The organism is Micromonospora sp. NPDC051227, assembly GCF_044455385.1.
In the GTDB taxonomy this organism is placed as follows: Bacteria; Actinomycetota; Actinomycetes; order Mycobacteriales; family Micromonosporaceae; genus Micromonospora.
Genome location: NZ_JBITET010000003.1, coordinates 567574 through 588162 on the forward strand (window position 1 = coordinate 567574; position 20589 = coordinate 588162).

Here is a 20589-nt window from a genome sequence, read left to right on the forward strand (position 1 = left end):
CCCGGGCCAAGATGGTCGCCGCCGGGCATGCCCGACCCGCCGTGCAGCGGGGCCCCGACCTGCCTCCCCGCCCAGCGCAGTCCCCGCCCAGCGCAGTCCCCGGCCAGCGCAGGCCCCGACCCGACGCCGGCCCCGGCCCGCCGACGGGTCACCCGATGGGTTGGCCCGTCACCGCGCTGATGAGCACCGTGGAGAGGCCACCGCCCACCACCGCAGCGGCAACCGCGATGGTCGCCGAGCGCCATGTCGTACCCACCCGCCGCAGCAGCGCCGCCACCACCAGGCTGCTCACCAAAGCCAGACCGAAGCGCGGCGAACCGGCCAGAAGTGACTCCAGCGCGCGGGACCGGGCGGACTCACACCCGCCCCCGCTGATGTCGGTCACACAACCAGCCGGCGCCTGGCTGTCCAACGTCAGCAGCCAAACGAAGATCAGCATCGCCGGCACCAGGTAACAGGCCGCCGTGTACAGCAGAGGCCGGACGGACCCACCCGGATCCGGGTCCAACAGGTCGTCCTCCAGACGCCGCGCCCAGGCACCCGTGGCCGCCGACTCGACCCGTCGACGTACCGACGCCGTTCCCACCGCCGGCCGGTCCGCCCGACGCCGGGGCGTACCCGGACGCGGCGCGCCCGGACGCGGCGCAGGCGCGCTGCGCGGCCGTGGGGCGGTGTATCCCACCACCGGAGACCGGGGCGCCGACGTCGTCGGATCCATCCAACGCGGGTCGTCATCGGCCAACCGAGTGCCGGACCAGAACCCGTCATCCCGGCTCGGCCACCCCTCGGCCGCCACCGAGCGATCGGAGCGCGGCGCCAGCGTGCGGTCCCACTGGTCGTCCTCGATCGCGGACCGCTCCCACTGGCCGGTGCGGTCCGACCGCTCCCAGCCACCGACGCTCTCCACCGCCGACCACTGCCCGCTCAGGTCCCCGCCGTCCGCGCCAGCTGACGGCGGCCACGCGTGCACGCCCGAGGCGTCCCACGGGTCCACCGCAGGCGGGTAGGACGGTTCGGGCTCCGCCACCCGGTCCGATCCGCGGGCCCACGGGTCGGCCGCCGGACGGGACCAGGACTCCTCCGCCGCGCGGCGGCTTCGCCGGCTGGGGCGGCTCGGCTCCTGGTCCGGCACCTGCTCGCTCCTGGCGGACTCCGGCTCCCCGCCCGACCAGATCACCTGCGGACGGCCAACGGGCGCGCGGCGAGGACGCCGGTCCGAGACAGTGCCGGAGACCGGCTCGTCCTCCCCGGCATCGGCCCGGCGGCGGCCGGCGTACCCCTGGTCCTGCGGCCGGTCGAGCGTCCACTCTCGGGTGTGGTCCGAGTCTGGCGCCGGGCCGATCGCTGCCTGCTCCCGCCGCCGCGGCTCGCTGCCCCGCCACCGACCACTCGACGACTCGGCGGACCGTCGGCCTGCCCCGGAGACCGGCCGCTCGGGCTCGTCCTCGTCGTCCGGTGCCGCGTGTCGACCACCGCCGTCCGCGTGCCGGACCCCTGACTCCAGCGCCCACCGGGGCAGGTAGGCGTCGACAGGCTCGTCCTGGCCGCGGTCCAACGCACGCCGCCGGCTGGAGGTGCGGTAGCGCCCGTCCTCGTCGTACGGATCAACCGGAACGGACGCCGCGCGCTCACCCCACGAGGCGGTTGGCTGGCGCTCGCGCGGGCTGCCATCGCCGCGTCCCCAGTCCCGGTAATTCACGGCCGGAGTGTGACCCTTCTGAACCGAAAGCGGAATCCGCTGTCCAGGTGTAGCCGTTCGCTGGAGATAGTACGGGACGATCGTGTCACAGGCCCGACCGAAATATTCTCCTCCACAGGCTGGGGAGAAGGTTTGCGCAGGTCAACGACTTATGGCCGAGAATTCCCCAATGGTTATCCACAGGCTGTGCACACGCTGCGCACATGCTGTCCACCGGGATCCACAGGTTGTCCCGAGGCTCGTCCACCGGCGTTGTTGAGTCTCTGACCTCGAGGTCCGTATGGTTGGCCCTCGACCGCCGGCGATGGCCCCCGATCGACCGGCCCGGTCGGAGGAGAAGTGTCGTACCCCAGCGGTAGAGCTGGGGTTGGATCCGGCGCAGTGGAGGGGGGACCCGTGTCGGTCACCGACGACATGCGGGCAGAGCCACGCTCCGGCGGAGGCCAGTCACCCGCACAGCGGGATGGCCAGTTCGACAAGACCCCGCCCCAGGACGTCGCGGCCGAGCAGTGCGTCCTCGGCGGCATGCTGCTCTCCAAGGACGCCATCGCCGACGTCGTCGAGATCCTCAAGACCAACGACTTCTACCGGCCGGTGCACGCCACCATCTTCGACATCATCCTCGACATCTACGGCCGGGGTGAGCCGGCCGACTCGATCACGGTCGCGGCGGCGCTCGCCGACTCCGGGGATCTGGTACGCATCGGTGGCGCGCCGTACCTGCACACACTCATCGCCAGCGTGCCCACCGCCGCCAACGCCGCCTACTACGCCCGGATCGTCAGCGAGCGGGCGGTGCTACGCCGACTGGTCGAGGCCGGCACGAAGATCGTGCAGCTGGGCTACGGCACCGCCAGCGGCGGCAGCCGCGACGTGGACGACGTCGTCGACCTCGCCCAGCAGGCCGTCTACGACGTCACCGAACGGCGGGTCAGCGAGGACTTCGCGGTTCTGGCCGACATGTTGCAGCCGACGCTCGACGAGATCGAGGCGGTGGGAGCGACCGGCGGCATGATGACCGGCGTGCCGACCGGCTTCAGCGACCTGGACCGACTGCTCAACGGCCTGCACGCCGGACAGTTGATCATCGTGGCCGGAAGGCCTGGTCTGGGCAAGGCGCTCGCGCTCGACACCCCACTGCCGACCCCGGATGGCTGGACCACCATGGGCGAGGTCAAGGCGGGCGACCAGCTACTGGCTGCGGACGGCTCTCCGACCACGGTTACACACGCGTTCGACGTGATGCACGACCGTCCCTGCTACGAGGTCGAGTTCTCGGACGGCACCGTCATAGTGGCGGACGCTGAGCATCTGTGGAAGACGACCACGCGGGCGATCCGGCGGCAGGAACCGGCGCGGCAGAGGCGGCACTGGCCCGAATCGTCGCTGCCCAACGTGCGTACGGCACATGAGCGGCTGAGCTCCCTGGGGAACCAGCCGATCACGCTCTTCGACACGACTGAGCAGGTTGGGCCGGAGTTCCGGCATGTCCTGCACACCGTCGCCCGTGAGGTCGGGTCGGTTGGCCGGATCAGGCGTCCCATCGTCCGCAGCGGCAAGCCACAGAACTGGACCGCACCGGGCTATCCGGCCGGTCCGCTTCTGGGCACGCTTCTTCGACGAGCCGAGCGGGAGGTCAATGCCGGCAGCCGGGCCGACCACGACGGCGTTGTCACCACCGCCCAGATCGCGGCCACGCTACGTACTGACACCGCCCAGCGACGGCTCAACCATGCCGTACGCAACTGCGCTCCCATCCAACTCCCGGACCGTGAGCTGCTGGTCCCGCCCTACACCCTGGGAACATGGCTCGGTGACGGGCACAGCGACGCCAGCCGCTTCACCACGGCAGATCCGGAGATGGTCGCGCACGTCGAGGCGGACGGCTTCGTCGTGCGGCCCAGCGGGCCGATGGTCTACACCATTCTGCTGCAGCCCACGTCCGCTGCTCCGGGGAACGGTGTCTGCGTGGACTGTGGCGTTTCCACCAGGGCGTTGCGTGAAAATCCAGCGACGAGGACGTGTGCCGACTGCCGTCACCGGAACGGTTCCTTCGTTGGGCTGTTGCGTCAGGTCGGGGTAGCGGGGAACAAGCACATCCCGGGCGTCTATCTGCGCGCCTCCGAGGCTCAGCGCAGGGCGTTGCTCGCTGGGCTGATGGACACCGATGGGACCGTCGCCCCCTCCGGCAACTTGCAGTACACGTCGACCTCGAAGCGGCTGGCTGATGACGTACGCGAACTCATCGTCAGCCTCGGCTACCGCTGCACGGTCAACGCGAAGCCGGCGCGCGGCCGCACCCCCGAGTCGTCGATCGCGTACACGCTGAACTTCTCCACGCCGGATGTCATCTTCCGGCTCAGGCGGAAGCAGGATGCACACGCCGAACGCCGCCGCACCACCTCCGACGTTCGAACGACCTCGCGGTTCATCGTCGACGTACGGCCGGTCCCCAGCGTTCCGGTGCGGTGCGTGACCGTCGACAACGACGAACACCTGTACCTGGCCAGCCGGGCGATGATCCCTACCCACAACAGCACGGCTAGCATGGACTTTGCCCGAAATGCTGCTATTCGCGCCAACCAGGCGGCAGCCATCTTCTCGCTGGAAATGAGCAAGGTCGAGATCGTCATGCGGCTGCTCTCCGCTGAGGCGCGGGTGCCGCTGCACGTGCTGCGCAGCGGTCAGCTCTCCGACGACGACTGGACCAAGCTGGCCCGGTGCATGGGTGAGATCAGCGAGGCGCCGCTCTTCGTCGACGACACGCCGAGCATGAACCTGATGGAGATCCGGGCCAAGGCTCGGCGGCTCAAGCAGCGGCACGACCTCAAAATGATCGTTGTCGACTATCTCCAGCTGATGACCTCACCGAAGCGCACCGAGAGTCGTCAGCAGGAGGTCGCGGACCTGTCCCGTGGTCTCAAGCTGTTGGCCAAGGAGGTCGAGTGTCCGGTGATCGCTGTCAGTCAGCTGAACCGTGGCCCAGAGCAGCGGACCGACAAGCGACCTCAGTTGTCCGATTTGCGCGAATCAGGATCAATTGAGCAAGATGCCGACGTTGTCATCCTTCTGCACCGCGACGACTACTACGACAAGGAGTCGCCGCGAGCCGGGGAGGCGGATTTCATTGTTGCTAAACATCGAAATGGACCGACCGACACTGTGACCGTTGCGGCCCAGTTGCACCTGTCCCGCTTCGTCGACATGGCCATCGGCTGACCGACGCGGCAACCGTCGTTCGTCAGCCGAGCAGTGGGAACCAACCCGCCGACTCACCCAGTTCCAGCCGGTCCCGGTCGGTCAGCGGTACGCGCCCGGTGGCTTTCAGCAGGAAGTCGTGGTCGTCCCACGCGCTGGGTCGAACGGTGTCGTCGCTGAGCAGGCCGTCCATCGTCGCTACCGCGACGCGTACCGCCAGTGGGCCGGGCGGCGGCGCGTCGGGCAGTTCCAGCGTCAGGTCCAGGTGGTGGACGGCGGCCTCGGTGGTCAGGGTGGCGAGGAAATCCGGTACGCGCAGCACGTGTCCCTGGGTGGTCACGTACCCCTCGGGGTCGGCTGACGTGGCGGCGCGGACCGCCGCCGGCGCGGTGTCCCGCCAGAGCTCGACGATCCCGGTCGGGCGGTCGAAGGCGGCAGCCGATCGGCGGACCCGCCAGGCGTGTCGGGCGGCCTCGTCGTCGCTGCCGGGAAAGTCACGCCAGTAGCTCACGTCGTCGACGTCGGCGGGGCCGTCGACGGGGCTGGCCAGTGTGACGAGCGCCCGCTGGGCGTCGCCGAGCACGTGCAGGAGCAGGTCGGCGACGAGCCACCCCCGGCAGCGGGTGGCTCGTTGCAGGCCGGCATCGTCCAGTCGACCGACCACCGCGGTGATCCCGTCGTACGCCTGGGCCAGCGCCTCGTCCGGTCGGATCGCGGTCATGCGATTCAGCCTCGCACGAAGCATCGCGCCCGCCAACGATCAGTGGCCCGGGTGGTGTGCCCGGGCCGACGCGTGATCGACCCGGGCGGGAGGTCGGCCTGGGATCAGCCGAACATCTCGTCGAGGAAGCCCTTGCGCTTCTTCTGCCGGTAGTGGCCGTGGTAGCCGTGGTGTTGCTGCTGCTGGTGGCCGTAGGCCGGCTGCGGCGGGTAGCCGTGGGCGGGCGGGGGCGGCGGCGGGACGGCGCCGTAACCGGGCTGGTGCGGCGGGGGCGGCGGGGGCGGGTAGCCGGCCGGCTGCTGCGCGGGCTGCCCTGGCGCGCCGCCGGTCTGTTGGCGGCTCCAGTTGGCCTCCGCCTCGAACAGCTTCTCCAGCTCGCCGCGGTCCAGGAAGATGCCTCGGCACTCCCCGCACTGGTCGATGACGACGCCGCTGCGCTCGTACTGGCGCATTTCTCCGTGACACTTGGGACAGGTCAGGCTACTCATCGCCCGACGGTACCTGGTGGACCTATGCAGTTGCTGTGAGCGCCTCGGTGACTTCTTCGTCGGACACCTCGTGGAAATCGTCGTAGTAGACGCTGACCGCGCCGAAGTCCGCCGGGCGTTGCGCGCAGATGACCTGGTCGGCCTCGGCGGCGAGCAGTTCGTACGCCTCCTGCGCGCCGACCGGCACCGCGACCACGACGCGGTGTGCCCCGAGTTGGCGGACGACCTCGACGGCGACGCGGGCGGTTGCGCCGGTGGCGAGGCCATCGTCGACGATCACGGCCGTCCGCCCGGTGAGGTCCAGCTGTGGGCGGTCGCCCCGGTAGAGCCGTTCCCGGCGTTCCAGTTCGGCTTGCTCCCGATGGCGGACCTCGGCGATGTCGTCGCTGCTGAGTCGGCTGGCCACCGCGTCGTTGAGCACCTGGACACCGCCCGGCCCGAGTGCGCCGAAGGCGACCTCCCGGGCCCACGGCATGCCGAGCTTGCGGACGACCAGCACGTCCAGTGGTGCGCCGAGGCGTTCGGCGACGACCCGGGCGACCGGCACGCCGCCACGGACGAGGCCCAGGACGACGACGTCCGGGTCGCCGACGAGTGCGGTGAGTCGTTCGGAGAGCACCCGGCCGGCGTCGGCCCGGTCGCGGTAGGTGGTCATGCCTTCAGGTTTACGCCCTGACGCGCCGTTCCGCTCGGAAGTTACGCCGAAGTGGCCCGACCGGACCCCTCATCGGCAACCGCCGCGGTCGGTGTGTCGCCCGGGCGGTGCAGGGCGGGAGCCCAGGTCAGCAGGGCCAGCGGGTACAGCAGGTAACCGAAGCGGGTCGAGGGCATCAGGGCGATGGCGGCGAGCAGCCCGTACCCGCAGATGAGCGCGGTGGCGACGGCGGTGCGGGGCGGGCGGCGGGCGAGCCGGACGGCGATGGCCACTCCGGCGGCGACCAGCAGCCCAGCGGCGATCAGCCGGCCGGCGGGTAGCGCGCTGGCGATCAGGTAGCCGGGGAACGGGGACTGTGCGGGGCTGGTGACCAGCCCGTGGCCGAGGGGAAAACGCAGCACGTTCTCGGTGAGGGCGTCGCGGTCCACCAGCAGCGCCGGCAGTAGTGCGGCGATGGGCAGGCCGATGGCGCCGACAGCGACTCGGGTGCCGGCGCGTCGGGTCAGGCCCCAGACGATCAGGACCAGGGCGACCGGCCAGGCGAACAGCTTCAGCGCGCCGGCGAGCCCGACCGCGAGGCCGGCCCGGCCGGGTCGGTCGACGGCGGCGAACGCGAGGGCCAGCAGGCAGAGCGCGAGTACGGGTAGGTCGTCGCCGCCGGTGGCGAGGGTGAGGGCACAGATCGGCAGTACGGTGGCGGCCTGCACGCCGCGCAGCAGGGCGGCGTCCCGCCGGTGGGCCGCGGCGATGGTGGCCTGGCCGGCGGTGGCCTGGCCGGCGGTGGCCTGGCCGGCGGTGGCCGGTGTTCTGCGCAGGGCGGCCACGGCCAGGGCGAGCGCCAGCGCGGTGCCCACCGCGAACCAGACCCGGGAGTCGGTCCACCAGGTGTCGAGCAGCGCCCTGGGCAGCCCGAACATCGCCATGCCGGGCTGGTACGGGGTGTAGCCCATCAGTTGCTCGCCCGGTGGCAGTGCGGCGATCGCGTCGGGTCCGAGGTATGGCGTGCCGTGTTCCAGGAGGCGGCTGCCGGCCTGCTCCACGACCAGCACCTCCTCCTGGGCCCGGTCGGTGCGCCCACCGGCCCGGTCGATGCTCTGCCAGGCCAGGGGCAGCAGTGTGGTGGTCGCCCAGGCGAGGCCGGTGACCGCCCAGCGGGCTGGCAGACCGATCAGCCGGGAGGTTGGAGAGCGTCGACGCAGCAGAAGTTGGGCGATCACCGTCAGCGTTGCGAGCAGGTAACCGACGGCGGCGACCGCGCCCCAGGCGCGGTGCGGCAGCAGGGTGGACGTGACCGCGGTGATCGCGGCGAAGGTGGCCGACACGGCGTAGAGGCCCAGGTCGAGGGCGAGTCCGCCAGCGGCGTTGTCGAGCGTGCGCCAGTGCCAGCGACTGCGATGGGCGGTCGGGTCGTCGACGATCACGCGCGACAGTCTGGCAGATTGGGCTGCCCGCGCAGCGGGGCGATGCCTGCTCAGGCGGGCAGGTGTGGCAGGCGGTCGGGCCTGGAGCGGCCGGCCTGGCGGCGGTTCTGGCTCAACCGGATCACCGCCCCGGTGTCGTGCAGCGGCGCGGCGAGGGTGCCCGGTCGGCCGCCCGAGCCGCGCTGCATCGCCGCGAGCAGGGTGCCGGACGGCATCGGCCGGGCGAACAGATGCCCCTGGCCGGCGACGCAGCCCAACTCCCAGAGGGCCCGCCGCTGCGGCTCGCTCTCCACCCCCTCGGCCACCACGTCCAGGTCGAGGCTGCGACCCAGGTCGAGGGTGGAGCGGATGACGGCGGCGGCCTCCGCCGAGCTCTCCATCGTCGTCACGAAGCTCCGGTCGATCTTCAGCTCGTGAACCGGGATTCGGGAGAGCAACGAGAGGGAGGAGTAGCCGGTGCCGAAGTCGTCCAACGCCAACCGGACTCCCTCGTCACGTAGTCGGCTGAGCACCCGATCGACCACGTCGAGTTGGCTGAGGGTCAGCGTCTCGGTCAACTCCAGGACCAGCCGGTCCGGTGGTAGGTCGTGGGCGCGGAGGCGGGCCAGCACCGAGCCCGGGAACCGCGCGTCGAGCAGGCTGCGCGGGGACACGTTGACCGCGACCGGTACGTCGAAGCCGGCGTCGCGCCAACTCACCGCCGCGATCAGCGCCTGGTCGAGGATCGCTTCGGCGAAGGCCGGTAGCAGCCCGGACCGTTCCACCGCCTCCAGGAACCGCAGCGGGTCGATCAGGCCGTGGGTGGGGTGGTGCCAGCGGGCCAGCGCCTCAGCGCTGGTCACCTCACCGGTGCCCAGGTCGACGATCGGTTGGAAGTTGACGACGAACTCGTGGTCGGCGACCGCGCGCGGTAGGTCACCGCCGAGGGTGAGGCGACCGAGGTCGGCGGTGTCGCGGGTCGGGGCGTACGTGGAGATCCGCTGCCCGGCCCGCTTCGCCTGGTACATGGCCACGTCGGCGCGGCGCAGCAACTCGGCCATGCCGCCGTTGGACGGGGCGCCGGAGATCCCGCCGCTGGCTTCGACGCTGATTCGCATGCCGTCCAGCTCGAACGGCTCGTGCAGGGCGGCGAGCAGCGTCTCGGCCCGGTGCGCGGCGACCGCCGGGGCCGGCAGACCGCGCATGAGTACGGCGAACTCGTCGCCGCCGAGGCGGGCCACCAGGTCGCTCGGCTGGGCCGCACCCCGCAACCGGTCGGCCACCTGCACCAGCACCTGATCGCCGGCGGCATGCCCGAGCGTGTCGTTGACCTCCTTGAAATGGTTGAGGTCGATCAGCACCAGTGCGGTCACCCCGTCGGCGTGGCGGGTGCTCAACTGTTCGGTGCCCTCGTCGAGGAGGTGCCGGCGGTTGGCCAGGCCGGTCAGCGCGTCGTGTGAGGCCGCGTACGCGTGCTCGTCGGCGACCCGGGCCAGTTCGGCGTACGCCTGGGCGTTGCGGACGGCCGTGCAGAGCGCGGAGGCGAAGGTGCGCAGGGTGTACTGCTCCCGCTCGGAGAGCTGCACCGGGCCGCGGAAGCGCAGTCGAAGCATGCCGACGTCGACCGTCCGGTCGTGGCCTTCCAGCGGCGCGCGGACGACCGTGCCGTCCACGTCGGTGGGCGTGCCGGTCGGGCCGTCGAAGGTGATGCCACCGGTGCCGCCTCGTACGGTGCGGCCGCCGTCGTGCAGCTCGATCTCGACCTCGTCGGCGGAGAACAGCTCGGCGGCCTGGGTGACGGCCGTGGTGAGGACGGTGTCCAGATCGACCACGTTGAGCGCGTCGGTGGTACGGGCGAGCCGCTGCCACGCCTGCTGCTCGGTGCGGCCTCGGATGCGCGCGGAGTAGGCCAGGTGCAGGCTCAGGACCAGGGGCGGAACGGCGAGCAGGAGCCGTGGGTCCATCTGGAGGGTGAGCAGGGTCAGGGCCGCCACCACGAACCGGACCGCGTAGCCGGCCAGGCGGAGATCCAGGTTGCTGCGGAACCGAGTCGAGATCTTGGTGCCGGAGGCGAGCGCGATCACGGGGATCGCCAGCACCTCGTCGAGGAAGGCGGCGAGGAGGTACGCGACCGACAGGACACCCACCAGCTGCGGGGCCTGCATGGCGGGCCAGGTCCAGCCGAGCAGTGCGAAGGCGATGCCTGCCCCGGCCGCGACGAGGATGTTCTTGCCGACGCCGAAGGCCAGCTTGATCGGCGGTAGCCGGGCCGAGGCGATGGTGATCCCGATGCAGGTGCAGAGCACCACCCATGGAACGGGGGCAATGGCAGCCGCGATGACGATTGCCGCCTCGCTCCAACTGATCAGGTGCACAGTGGACCGGACACGCACGCGCGTCTTGACGAACGCACCCAAGGCGATCATGGCGGTCAGCGTGACCAGGGTTGCTCCGTCGGGTGTCGGAGCCTCGGCCGCAGGGAAGGTCAGTCTCAGGGAGGCGAGCGCAACGATCGTGGCAGCAACGACGAGGAGACCGACGATCAGCCGTAGCCGTCGATCGGTCCCGTCATCGCGTCGTTGTGAAGAGGCCACGCAACTCCTGGATTACCTCGCCTGTCGTACCCGCAACCATATCGCTGAGCGATGCAGAAGTCCTGCACCGATGTCAGCCCCACTCGTTTCCGCGCATTTCACCCACCCTCTCCTTCGTGAGGTTGTCGGACTCCGTTGGAGCCGGCTCTCTACGAATGGAGCTTAAATGGGGTTGGCCCTAGTTAGGGATGATAAATGTCGTTATCCTCAACATTAGTTAATCCTGTACGCATAAGTGACATTCTGTTTGCGTTCCGGTGCGGAGAGCGCTGGGATGCTCGCCTGTTGCATCCGGTCCGTTGCGGAATGTCGTGAGCGGTGTCGAGTGATTAGACCGCGTCCCCAGTGTGGGTGCTGTGGTGCCGCAACTCATCCGCCGATTCGGTCGACCGCTGGTCAGCTTCAGCCAGTTGGCCCCTTCGTCGACTGTGGGGGTAACCGTTCCCAGATGAACATTGATGATGGTGGCACTGCCCCGGGCCGTTCCCGGGGTTCGGACCCGAGGTCGGTACCGAAACCACTAGTTGGGGGCTTTCGCTCCAATCTCTCCGTGCTGCGGCAGGAGTCGGGAACGCTGACGCAACCGGTGGTTCTTGCAATGTTCGCATTGCACTCGTCGGCCCGTCGCAGCGGACGGCCGCCTGAGCGTTCGCAGCGGCAGCCTGATTGGCATCAGCCGTTACATCCGGTGCCCGTAAGCTTCGTTGCGTGATCGGCTGAATACCCCGCTGAAGCAGGGGGACGGGTGGAGATTCAACTTCTCGGCGGCCTCTCGGTGCAACTGCTCGGTCGCAAGCTGCACCTGGGTACGCCCAAACAGCAGGCTGTCCTCGCGATGCTCGCGGTCCAACCCGGGCAACTGGTGACCGTCGACGACCTGGTCGACGAGCTGTGGCCGGACGGCCCGCCGCGCTCCGCGGTGGCGAACGTACGGACCTACGCCGCCAATCTGCGCCGAACCTTCGAGGCTTTCGAGTCCGGTCGGGGTGTCCTCGTCAGGCAGCAGAGCGGCTACCGGCTCACCCTTGGGCCGGAAGCTATCGACGTGTTTCGCGTCGAGATGGAGTGTGCTGCGGGTCGCGAAGCCCTGATAGCCGGCCACGTCAACCGCGCCCTGGAACGGTTGGGGTCCGCCGTGGCGCGCTGGCGGGGTGCGATGCTCGCCGGCATAGCGCTCGGGCCTGTGCTCGGCGCGCGCGTGGTGGCCGCCGAGGAGGAGCGCCTGCTGGCCGTGGAACTCCTTGCCGACGCGCAACTCAGGGCGGGACGGGGCGACCAGGCGATCCCCCTGTTACGGGAGGTCATCGCCCGTCATCCCCTCCGGGAAACGGCGTACGTCCTCCTCGCCCGGGCGCTGCACGAGCGCGGCGACCACGCGGGCGCGCTCGTCACGTACGACGAGGTTCGGACGAAGCTGATGGCCGAACTCGGCGTCCTCCCGGGTTCCGACCTCCAGGCTCTCCACCGCACGATCGTTTCGGCGGTGCCATCTCGGCGACCGGCGAACCGCGCCGCATCCCGTCCGGCTGGCCAGAGCGCCCGCCCTGATACGAACTCAACTTCCACAGCCGGTGTCCTGCTCCCCGTAAGAGCGCCTCAGCCCGACCTGGTGGATCACCTTCCCCGAGCGGTCACCGACTTCGTCGGCAGGGAGGACGTGGTGTCGCGGCTGCTGGCGGAGACCTGGCGGGTCGAGGAGCGGGTGCCAGCCGTACACATCATCGACGGCATGGCGGGTAGCGGCAAGACGACACTCGCCGTGCACCTCGCCCGCCGGTTGGCCGATCGATACCCGGACGCCGCGCTGTTCATCGACCTGTGCGGGCACGGCGGAAAGAGCCGGGTGGAGCCGGCGAGTGCTCTGGTCTCCCTGCTACGGCAGTTGGGCGTTCCGGCTGGCCGTGTACCAATGGAGTCCGACGACAGGATGGAGTTGTGGCGGCAGGAGTTGGCCCGGCGGCGGTCGGTGATAGTCCTCGACAACGCGGCGAGCAGCGAGCAGATCATGCCCCTGCTGCCGGTCGAGCCGACCACCGTCGTGCTGGTGACCTCGCGGCGGCGTCTGACCCATCCGCATGTCGGGCCTTCGCAGACACTTCCGCTGCTCAGCCCTCGGGAGAGCGTGGAACTCCTCAGCCTGAGCGTCGGTCGGGACAGGGTCGAAGCCGAGCCGGAGGCGGCAGCCGAGGTGGTGCGCCGGTGCGGGTATCTCCCACTGGCGATTCGGCTGGCCGGTGCCAGGCTGGCGCATCGGCGCGGCTGGCGGTTGGCAGACCTGGTCGAGCAGATGGCTGGCGATGCTCCGGTGCTGCACCACCTGGCTCAGGAGGAGAGCACTGTCACCGGGGCCTTCGCTGCCTCCTACGAGCCGCTTCCACCGCCGACCAAGCGTGTCTTCCGATTCCTGGGTCTGTACCCCGGCAGCCGCTTCAGTGTGCCGGCGGTCGCCGCACTGACCGGTCTGACGATCGCCGAAGCTCGCGCGGCGCTCGACGACCTCGTCGACAGCAATCTGGTGGAGGACCTGGACTCGACGCGATATCGACTGCACGACCTCATTCGGCAGTACTCCATCGAACTGTGTTCGCGTATCGACTCCGCGAGCGACCGAAAGGCCGGGCTGGCTTACCTGTTCGATTTCACTCTGGCGGTGGCACTGAGGGTCGCCAAGACGCTGGAGTTCAACGACCTGGGATCCCGCGTCACACATCTCCCGTTCGGGCGACCCGAGTTGATCGACGCGATCGGGGAACCGACCGCCGACTGGTTGGAGACGGAGCGGGCGGACCTGGTGACGATGGTGCGGTCAACCCTCGATGAGGGCTTCCACGAGCACTCCTGGCGACTGGCCCGCGCTCTCTGGCGATTGTGTTACATCCGTGGATACTTCGAGGACATCATCACGACCCACCGGCACGCGCTGACCGCAGCGGAAGCATCCGGGGACGTCGGCGCAACGGCATTGATGAACAACTACCTTGCTTCCGGATACGTCCGCACCGGCGACAACCGGGCAGCGCTGCACCATCTGACTCGCGCTGTCGCCCTCGCCGGAGACGCACGGGACGTGCTGAACGCCGCCCGATACCGCGCCAATCTCGCCGCCGTCTACTGGTGGAGCGGCAATCTGGCCGAAGCGGTGACAGTCGGTCTGGAGTGCCTGCGTGACTACAAGGGGTACGGCAACGTCAGGGTGCCGATGGTGCTGCCGAATCTGGGCATCGCACTGACGTCCCTGGGGCGTTACGAGGAGGCGTTGCGTATACACCGCCTGCACCTGGCGTGGGCCCGAACGAACTCCGACGAGTTCCACACGCTCAACGCTCTCAGCCACATCGGCGCCGTACGCCTCCGAATGGGTGACCTTCCGCAGGCGATCCGAATTCTCCTGGCCTCGTTGGCGCTGCGCGATCGCACCGGCCACCGGTATGCCGAGGCCGAGGTGCGCAACGACCTCGGGATCGCCTATCGCGGTCTGGGTCGTCTGGTGGAGGCCCAGCAGGAGCACGAGTTGGCCCGGAAGCTGTCGGTCGGTTCGGGGGAGCGACACGTCGAGGCGGCTGCGCTGAACGAACTCGGCCGCACCCTGCTGGCGCAGGGGCGAGGTGGCGAGGCATTCGAGGTGCACCAGGAGGCGTTGCGGTTGGCCACTCGGATCGCGCACCCCCACGAGCAGGGCCGAGCGCTGGCCGGGCTCGCCGAACACTTCGCCCGTATCGACCCGGCCGAGGCGCGGCGGCACTGGGAGCGGGCGTTGGCGATCTTCCGACGGATGGGTGTGCCGGAGCGCTTCGAGGCCGAACGTCGCCTCGCCGAGTTGACTGGAGCGGCAATGGTCGCAAAGCGCTGACCAGCCTGAACGGCGCTTATCGATTTCTTATCGGCAGGCCCGGTAACTTGGCGGCCGTATCGGCGAACGGGGGAGGTTCTGCCAGTGGGCAGAACCGGGTCGTCGACACGCGCCCGCTGCCAGGGCCCCCCAGCGACCTCGGCGGCGGGTCGGTGAGGGAGGAGCGGCGTCGGGACCGTTGCGCCGTCAGCACCCGGTGCGTCGTCAGCGTGACGCCGCTCCTTCCGACCGCCGTCGTACCGCACCGATAGGCTCACGACCGTGACCGAACCCGCGCAGCTCAGCCACGTCGATCGCGCCGGCGCGGCCCGCATGGTCGACGTCTCTGCCAAGGCGGTGACGGGTCGGTTGGCCGTCGCGGCCGGCCGTTTGCGGACCACGCCCGAGGTCATCGACCTGTTGCATCGCGACGGGCTGCCCAAGGGTGACGCGTTGGCCGTCGGGCGGCTCGCCGGAATCATGGGGGCCAAGCGCACCCCTGATCTGATCCCGCTCTGCCACCCGATCGCCCTGCACGGTGTCACCGTCGACCTGGGGCTGACCGCCGACACCGTGGAGATCACGGCCACTGCCCGCACCGCGGACCGGACGGGGGTGGAGATGGAGGCACTGACGGCGGTTGCTGTCGCCGGTCTCGCCCTGGTCGACATGGTCAAGGCGGTCGACCCGGCGGCCTCGGTGGAGGCGGTCCGGGTCCTGCGCAAGGAGGGCGGCAAGACCGGCGAGTGGGTCCGTCCGGAGGACCGGCCGTGATCCGGGCTCGGGTGATCGTCGCTTCCAACCGGGCCGCCGCAGGTGTCTACGCCGACACCAGCGGGCCGCTGCTCGTCGCCGGCCTGCGTGAGCTGGGCTGCCAGGTCGACGACCCGGTGGTGGTGCCCGACGGTGAGCCGGTCGGCGACGCTCTGCGGGCCGCCCGCGCCGACGGTGTCGAGGTGGTGCTGACCAGCGGTGGCACCGGAGTGACCCCGACGGATCGGACACCGGACGTGACCCGGGGTCTACTGGATTACGAGGTCCCCGGCATCGCCGAGGCGATCCGCGCGCACAGTCGTGACCGGGTGCCGGCGTCGGTGCTGTCCCGGGGCCTGGCCGGGGTCGCTGGCCGGATGCTGGTGGTCAATCTGCCCGGCTCGACCGGCGGTGCCCGGGATGGCCTGGCCGTTCTCGGGCCGATCCTCGGGCACACCGTCGACCAGCTCCGCGGCGGCGACCACTGACCGCTTCGCGGCGGCGACCACTGACCGCTTCGCGGCGGCGACCAGTGACCGGTGCGCGGTGGTGACCAGTGACCGGTGCGCGGTGGTGACCAGTGACCGGTGCGCGTCAGGCCCGGGCGGGTGTCGGTCCGTGCCGATAGGCTCGGTCGGTGAGCACGGAAACCGCACCCACAGCGGATCGGGTCACCGCCCCACCGCCAGCCGGTTGGGAAGAAGCCCGTTCTCGGGTCTACGCGGTCGGTCTGGCCGCCGCGCTGCCAGCCGCCACCCGACCACTTGTCGACACCGACGGGTCGACCCTGGCCGAGCCGTTGACCACCCGCACCGACCTGCCGGCGTTCCCGACCTCCAGCGTGGACGGCTGGGCGGTGCGCGGCAGTGGGCCGTGGCGCGTCGTCGGCCGGGTCCTGGCAGGCAGCACCCCCGCGCCGCTCACCGAGGACGACACCACCGTCGAGATCGCGACCGGCGCGATGGTGCCCGAGGGCGCCACCGCCGTGCTCCGCGTCGAGGAGTCCACCGCATCCACCACCGGCCTGATCAGCGGCACTCCCCGGGAGACGCCCGAGTGGCGGAACCCCGGCGAGGAGGCGTACGCCGATGAGGAGTTGTTGCCGGCCGGCACGCCGGTCGACCCGGCGGTGATCGGCCTGGCCGCCGCCTGCGGGCACGACACGCTGCGGGTCCGGCGGGCGCCGCGCGCCGCGCTGCTGGTCTTCGGCGACGAACTGCTGACGGCGGGCCCGCCCGCGGCCGGTCGCATCCGTGACGCGCTGGGCCCTGCGGTGCCGGCCTGGCTGCGACGGTACGGCTGCCAGGTCCGCCCATCCGACGTGGTCGGCCCGGTGGCCGACACGCTACCCGCGCACGTGGCGGCCCTACGCTCGGCGCTGGGCCACGCCGATCTGGTCTGCACCACCGGCGGCACGATGAACGGCCCGGTCGACCACCTGCACCCGACCCTGGAGGCGCTCGGCGCCGACTACGTGGTCAACACGGTGGCGGTCCGCCCGGGCTTCCCGATGCTGCTGGCCCGGCTGACCGGCCCCGACGGGCGAGCTCGGTTCGTGGCCGGGCTGCCGGGCAACCCGCAGTCGGCCATCGTCGCGCTGGTGTCGCTTGTCGCCCCGCTGCTCGCCGGCCTCCAGGGCCGGTCGATGCCGGTGCTGCCGCAGGTCACGCTGGCCGAGGCGGTGCCCGGTCGCGGTGACCACACCCACCTGGCGTTGGTCCGACTGGACCGGTCCGCCGGCGTCGCGTTCCCGGTTCGTCACGTCGGCTCGGCGATGCTGCGGGGCCTGGCCGGCGCGGACGGGTTCGCGGTCATCCGACCCGGCACCAGCGGTGAGCCGGGCGACCGGGTGCCGATCGTGCCACTGCCGTTGTTTCCCGGGGAGCGTGCATCGTGACCGCACCAGCGATCACCTTCGGCGAGGTCACCGACCAGCCGCTCGACCTCGCCACGCACGAGGCGGCGGTCGCTGACCGCCGGGCCGGCGCGGTGGTGTCGTTCCAGGGCGTGGTCCGCGACCACGACCACGGTCGCCAGGTCACCAGCCTGGAGTACGAGGGGCACCCGAGTGCCGCACAGGTGCTGCGCGAGGTGGCAGCCGAGATCGCCGCGGAGCCCGACGTCTACGCGGTGGCGGTCTCGCACCGGGTCGGCCCCCTGGTGATCGGCGACGTGGCGCTGGTCGCAGCGGTGAGCACCGCGCACCGGGCGGCGGCCTTCGCGGCCTGCGCCCGACTGGTCGACGAGGTCAAGGCGCGACTGCCGATCTGGAAGCGGCAGGTCTTCACCGACGGTACCGAGGAATGGGTCAACTGCCCCTGACCGCTCAGCGGCGGCCGTTGACCGCCACGGCCCGGGCGAGCCGGTCGCCGTAGAACGCCGGCTCCGCGCCTGGCCGCCAGGGCAGCGCGGCGACCAGGACGATCAGCGCGAGCGCGAGCGAGTTCTCCATCAGTGCCCCGAACAGGCCATCCTGGTAGTGCGACATTTCCGGCAGTTGGTGCTCGTACGGCCAGATCGGGGAGATCAGGAAGAGCAGGTAGAGCCCGATCGCGGCGAAGCCGTGGCGGAGCCCGGTCAGCGTCGGGTACCAGATCGGCGGGCGGAGCCCGTTGACCCCGGGTAGACCGCCGAAGGCCGACCCCTGGCCGGAGCGCTGCGGCATCCCCCGGCTCGCCTCGCGGCGACGCACGGCGGCGTCGGCCAGCACGATGATCGCCGGGATCACCCAGACCAGGTGGTGCGTCCAGGAGATCGGGCTGATCACGTTCGCGGTGAGACCGACCAACGTGAAGGCGGTCAACTCGTCACCGTCGGCGCGGGAACTGGCCGCCCGGGACAGGCCCAGCGCCAGGACCAGCACCGAGAAGGCGAGCCACAGCAGCCCCGGGGTCTCGATCGAGTCGTACAGTCGGGCGAGGAGGCCGGCGAGGGACTGGTTGGGCGTCATGTCCGCCGCGCCGACCCGTTCGGTCTGCCACAGCACGCTGCCGAAGTAGGTCCGCGACTCGTCACCGACGATCGCGAAGGTCCCCAACGTCACGCCGATCGTGGTGCCGATGGCGGTGGCCGCCACCCGCCACTGGCGGGTGATCAGCAGGTACGCGATGAACAGCGCGGGGGTGAGCTTGACCGCGGTGGCGAGGCCGATGCCGGCCCCCGCCCAGGCCCCGCCGTAGATGAAGCGCAGCAGCGGGCCGTCGGTGGCGGCGTAGTGGGTGCCCCGCCGGGACCGCCAGCGAAGGCCGATCAGGTCAGCCATGATCAAGGCGAACAGCAGGATGTTGACCTGGCCGTAGCCGAGCGTCTCCCGACCTGGCTCGATGGCGACGGCGAGCGGCACCGCCAGGGCCACCGTGAACCACAGTGGCCACCCCAGTCGGTCCACGATGGGCCGGAGCAGCCCGGCCAGCACCAGCGCCAAGGCGGCGATGCTGGCGGCGGCGTTGACCAGGCCGGCCGCGCCGATCGGCAGCTGCGCCATCGGCAACATGACCAGCCCGGCGAAGGGCGGATAGGTGAACCCGAGTGTGGTTTCGGGCGCGATGAACTCGTAGAGCTCGTGACCGCTCGCCCACCACACCACGGCACCGTGGTAGATCTTCATGTCGAAGAAGTTGTACGGCCGCCCGAAGGCGCCGATGGCAAGCCATGCGGCATAGGCGACGGCGGCCACGATGGCGCCCCGTACGACGTTCCTGCGATCGATCCCGCGCGTCACGCGGTCGATCCCGCGTGTCACACGTTGGATTGGGGCGAGGCGGTCCGCCCGTCTACCGACATCCGTCGGCATGGCGTGGCCACCCCCGTACCAAGGTCGTCCTACCCGTCCAGGTCCTGCACGGAGCCTAGAACGGCGCCTCACGTCAGTGCCTCCCGCGTTATGCGACCGTGTCCGATCCCACACATGTTTTTGACATTTCCACCGCGTTAACGCCTACCGGGTGGTTCAGGTAATTCGTGGCCTTAGCGAGGGGTGTGGGTGAGACGGAGACGGATCGACGCAGGTCAGCCGGGGAGTCGACGTGCGGTGGAGGCGGAGCGGACGGCGATTCGGGCCTCGCGGCGGGCGGTCCGGACGGCGCGTTGCATGGAACGTCGAGAGTGGCCGATGCGATGGCCCGTCCGCCACCGCAGACCCGGCTTGCCGCCGGTGTCCGCCGCGGCGAGCAGCAGACCGCCGAGGAGCCCGAGGTTCTTCAGGACATGAATCTGATTGTTGTTCTTGGCGATCGGGTCGTCGTTGTTCCAGAAGGGATGCCCGGCGATGGTGACCGGGACCAGCGTGCCGGCCAGAACCAGCGCGGCGGGTCGGCTGAACCGGCCGGTGGCCAGCATCAGACCGGCGCTGACCTGCACGGCCGCGTTGAGCCGGATCAAGGTCTCGGTCTCGGTGGGGAAGCTCGGGTGTGCCTTTTTCAGCACCGGTGCGACCCTGTCGGTCACCGGTTTGGCGGTCACCGCGAGCCGGCCGGGGTCGCGTAGGTTGCGATACCCGCTGACCACGAAGATGCCGCTCAGCATGGCGCGGGCGAGGGAGCGTACGGGCGTCATGGATCAGTCATACCCCGTCGCGACGTTTGCTACCCCGTCAACCGCAGGATCGGATTGGTGTTCGTACACGTACGCCACGCCGAATCGAGCGACCGTCACGGATGGACGGGCGCTGGCGGGTAACGTCGCGCGGGTGACCACGCTGCGGCTACGCCCCGAGGACCCGGCCGACGCCGGCCCGGTCCGCCGCGTACTGGCCGCCGCCTTCGCCCGCCCGGACGTGGCGACGCCGCCCGAGGTCAGCCTGGTCGACGAGCTACGCGACACCACCGCCTGGTTGCCGGAGTTGGCCATGATCGCCGAGTACGGCGGTGAGGTGGTCGGCTACGCGCTGCTCACCCGGGTGCGGCTGCGGCCGGAGCGAGGCTCGGACGTGCCCGTCCTGGCCCTCGGCCCGGTGGCGGTCGCGCCGCACCGACAGCGTGTCGGGCACGGCACGGCGGTCGTGCAGGCTGCCCTGGACGCCTCCACCGAGCTGGGCGAGCGGCTGGTCGTCGTCCTCGGTGCTCCGGTCTTCTACCGCCGGTTCGGGTTCGGCCCGGCGAGTGAACTGGGCCTGACCGGCCCGTGGGCCGGCCTCGGTGAACCCTGGCAGGCGCTGGTGCTGCCGCCGTCCACCAGCGAGGAGGGGCCCCCGCCTCGCGGTGAGGTGCTCTTTCCGGCGCCCTGGTCCAAGGTCTGACCGGGTCGACGCGATT

15 protein-coding genes are annotated in these 20589 nt (G+C 70.6%); 7 read left to right on the forward strand and 8 right to left on the reverse strand.

What is annotated here, in order from left to right; genetic code table 11:
• Positions 1-148: 148 nt before the first annotated feature.
• Positions 149-1699, reverse strand: coding sequence for a hypothetical protein (locus ACIA47_RS10640; RefSeq protein WP_396707088.1), 1551 nt, complete (start codon positions 1697-1699; stop codon positions 149-151).
• Positions 1700-2080: 381 nt separating this feature from the next.
• Here ACIA47_RS10640 and dnaB point away from each other — a divergent pair, with 381 nt between their 5' ends.
• Positions 2081-4918 (forward strand): replicative DNA helicase, encoded by a 2838-nt coding sequence (gene dnaB / locus ACIA47_RS10645; RefSeq protein ID WP_396707090.1) that lies wholly within the window; start codon positions 2081-2083, stop codon positions 4916-4918.
• Positions 4919-4940: 22 nt separating this feature from the next.
• Here dnaB and ACIA47_RS10650 read toward each other — a convergent pair whose 3' ends face one another.
• From ACIA47_RS10650 to ACIA47_RS10670, 5 genes are all read right to left on the reverse strand, one after another.
• On the reverse strand, positions 4941-5618 hold the full coding sequence (locus tag ACIA47_RS10650; RefSeq protein WP_396707092.1) for a maleylpyruvate isomerase N-terminal domain-containing protein: 678 nt from the start codon (positions 5616-5618) through the stop codon (positions 4941-4943).
• Between the two features lie 104 nt (positions 5619-5722).
• Positions 5723-6106, reverse strand: a complete 384-nt coding sequence (locus ACIA47_RS10655) for a zf-TFIIB domain-containing protein (RefSeq protein WP_091396643.1) — start codon at positions 6104-6106, stop codon at positions 5723-5725.
• Between the two features lie 22 nt (positions 6107-6128).
• Positions 6129-6761: a phosphoribosyltransferase gene (locus ACIA47_RS10660; RefSeq protein WP_203125906.1), complete on the reverse strand. Its 633-nt coding sequence runs from the start codon at positions 6759-6761 to the stop codon at positions 6129-6131.
• 41 nt (positions 6762-6802) lie between these two features.
• A complete protein-coding gene (locus ACIA47_RS10665; RefSeq protein ID WP_396707094.1) occupies positions 6803-8182 on the reverse strand; it encodes a glycosyltransferase 87 family protein in 1380 nt (459 codons plus the stop codon).
• A gap of 50 nt (positions 8183-8232) precedes the next feature.
• Positions 8233-10755: a putative bifunctional diguanylate cyclase/phosphodiesterase gene (locus tag ACIA47_RS10670; RefSeq protein ID WP_396707096.1), complete on the reverse strand. Its 2523-nt coding sequence runs from the start codon at positions 10753-10755 to the stop codon at positions 8233-8235.
• Positions 10756-11500: 745 nt separating this feature from the next.
• Between ACIA47_RS10670 and ACIA47_RS10675 the strand changes: the two genes are divergently transcribed.
• From ACIA47_RS10675 to ACIA47_RS10695, 5 genes are all read left to right on the forward strand, one after another.
• On the forward strand, positions 11501-14605 hold the full coding sequence (locus ACIA47_RS10675) for an AfsR/SARP family transcriptional regulator (protein ID WP_396707098.1): 3105 nt from the start codon (positions 11501-11503) through the stop codon (positions 14603-14605).
• Between the two features lie 261 nt (positions 14606-14866).
• Complete coding sequence (moaC, locus tag ACIA47_RS10680) at positions 14867-15358, forward strand: cyclic pyranopterin monophosphate synthase MoaC (RefSeq protein WP_203125903.1); 492 nt, start codon at positions 14867-14869, stop codon at positions 15356-15358.
• Positions 15355-15825: a MogA/MoaB family molybdenum cofactor biosynthesis protein gene (locus tag ACIA47_RS10685; protein ID WP_203125902.1), complete on the forward strand. Its 471-nt coding sequence runs from the start codon at positions 15355-15357 to the stop codon at positions 15823-15825. Before moaC ends, ACIA47_RS10685 begins: the two co-directional genes overlap by 4 nt.
• Before the next feature lie 149 nt (positions 15826-15974).
• Positions 15975-17234 (forward strand): molybdopterin molybdotransferase MoeA, encoded by a 1260-nt coding sequence (locus ACIA47_RS10690; RefSeq protein WP_396707101.1) that lies wholly within the window; start codon positions 15975-15977, stop codon positions 17232-17234.
• Positions 17231-17659, forward strand: a complete 429-nt coding sequence (locus ACIA47_RS10695) for a molybdenum cofactor biosynthesis protein MoaE (RefSeq protein ID WP_091396665.1) — start codon at positions 17231-17233, stop codon at positions 17657-17659. Before ACIA47_RS10690 ends, ACIA47_RS10695 begins: the two co-directional genes overlap by 4 nt.
• A gap of 4 nt (positions 17660-17663) precedes the next feature.
• Here ACIA47_RS10695 and ACIA47_RS10700 read toward each other — a convergent pair whose 3' ends face one another.
• Positions 17664-19130, reverse strand: a complete 1467-nt coding sequence (locus ACIA47_RS10700; RefSeq protein WP_396707103.1) for a glycosyltransferase 87 family protein — start codon at positions 19128-19130, stop codon at positions 17664-17666.
• A 215-nt stretch (positions 19131-19345) separates the two neighbouring features.
• Positions 19346-19891: a DoxX family protein gene (locus ACIA47_RS10705; RefSeq protein ID WP_396707105.1), complete on the reverse strand. Its 546-nt coding sequence runs from the start codon at positions 19889-19891 to the stop codon at positions 19346-19348.
• A 133-nt stretch (positions 19892-20024) separates the two neighbouring features.
• Between ACIA47_RS10705 and ACIA47_RS10710 the strand changes: the two genes are divergently transcribed.
• Positions 20025-20573, forward strand: coding sequence for a GNAT family N-acetyltransferase (locus ACIA47_RS10710; protein WP_396707107.1), 549 nt, complete (start codon positions 20025-20027; stop codon positions 20571-20573).
• Positions 20574-20589: the final 16 nt, after the last annotated feature.

Bases quoted from the DNA above. Each gene is read 5' to 3' on its own strand.
- ACIA47_RS10700 (WP_396707103.1), bottom strand. From the start codon at position 19,130: ATGCCGACGGATGTCGGTAGACGGGCGGACCGCCTCGCCCCAATCCAA.
- ACIA47_RS10660 (WP_203125906.1), bottom strand. From the start codon at position 6,761: ATGACCACCTACCGCGACCGGGCCGACGCCGGCCGGGTGCTCTCCGAA.
- ACIA47_RS10705 (WP_396707105.1), bottom strand. From the start codon at position 19,891: ATGACGCCCGTACGCTCCCTCGCCCGCGCCATGCTGAGCGGCATCTTC.
- ACIA47_RS10650 (WP_396707092.1), bottom strand. From the start codon at position 5,618: ATGACCGCGATCCGACCGGACGAGGCGCTGGCCCAGGCGTACGACGGG.
- ACIA47_RS10655 (WP_091396643.1), bottom strand. From the start codon at position 6,106: ATGAGTAGCCTGACCTGTCCCAAGTGTCACGGAGAAATGCGCCAGTAC.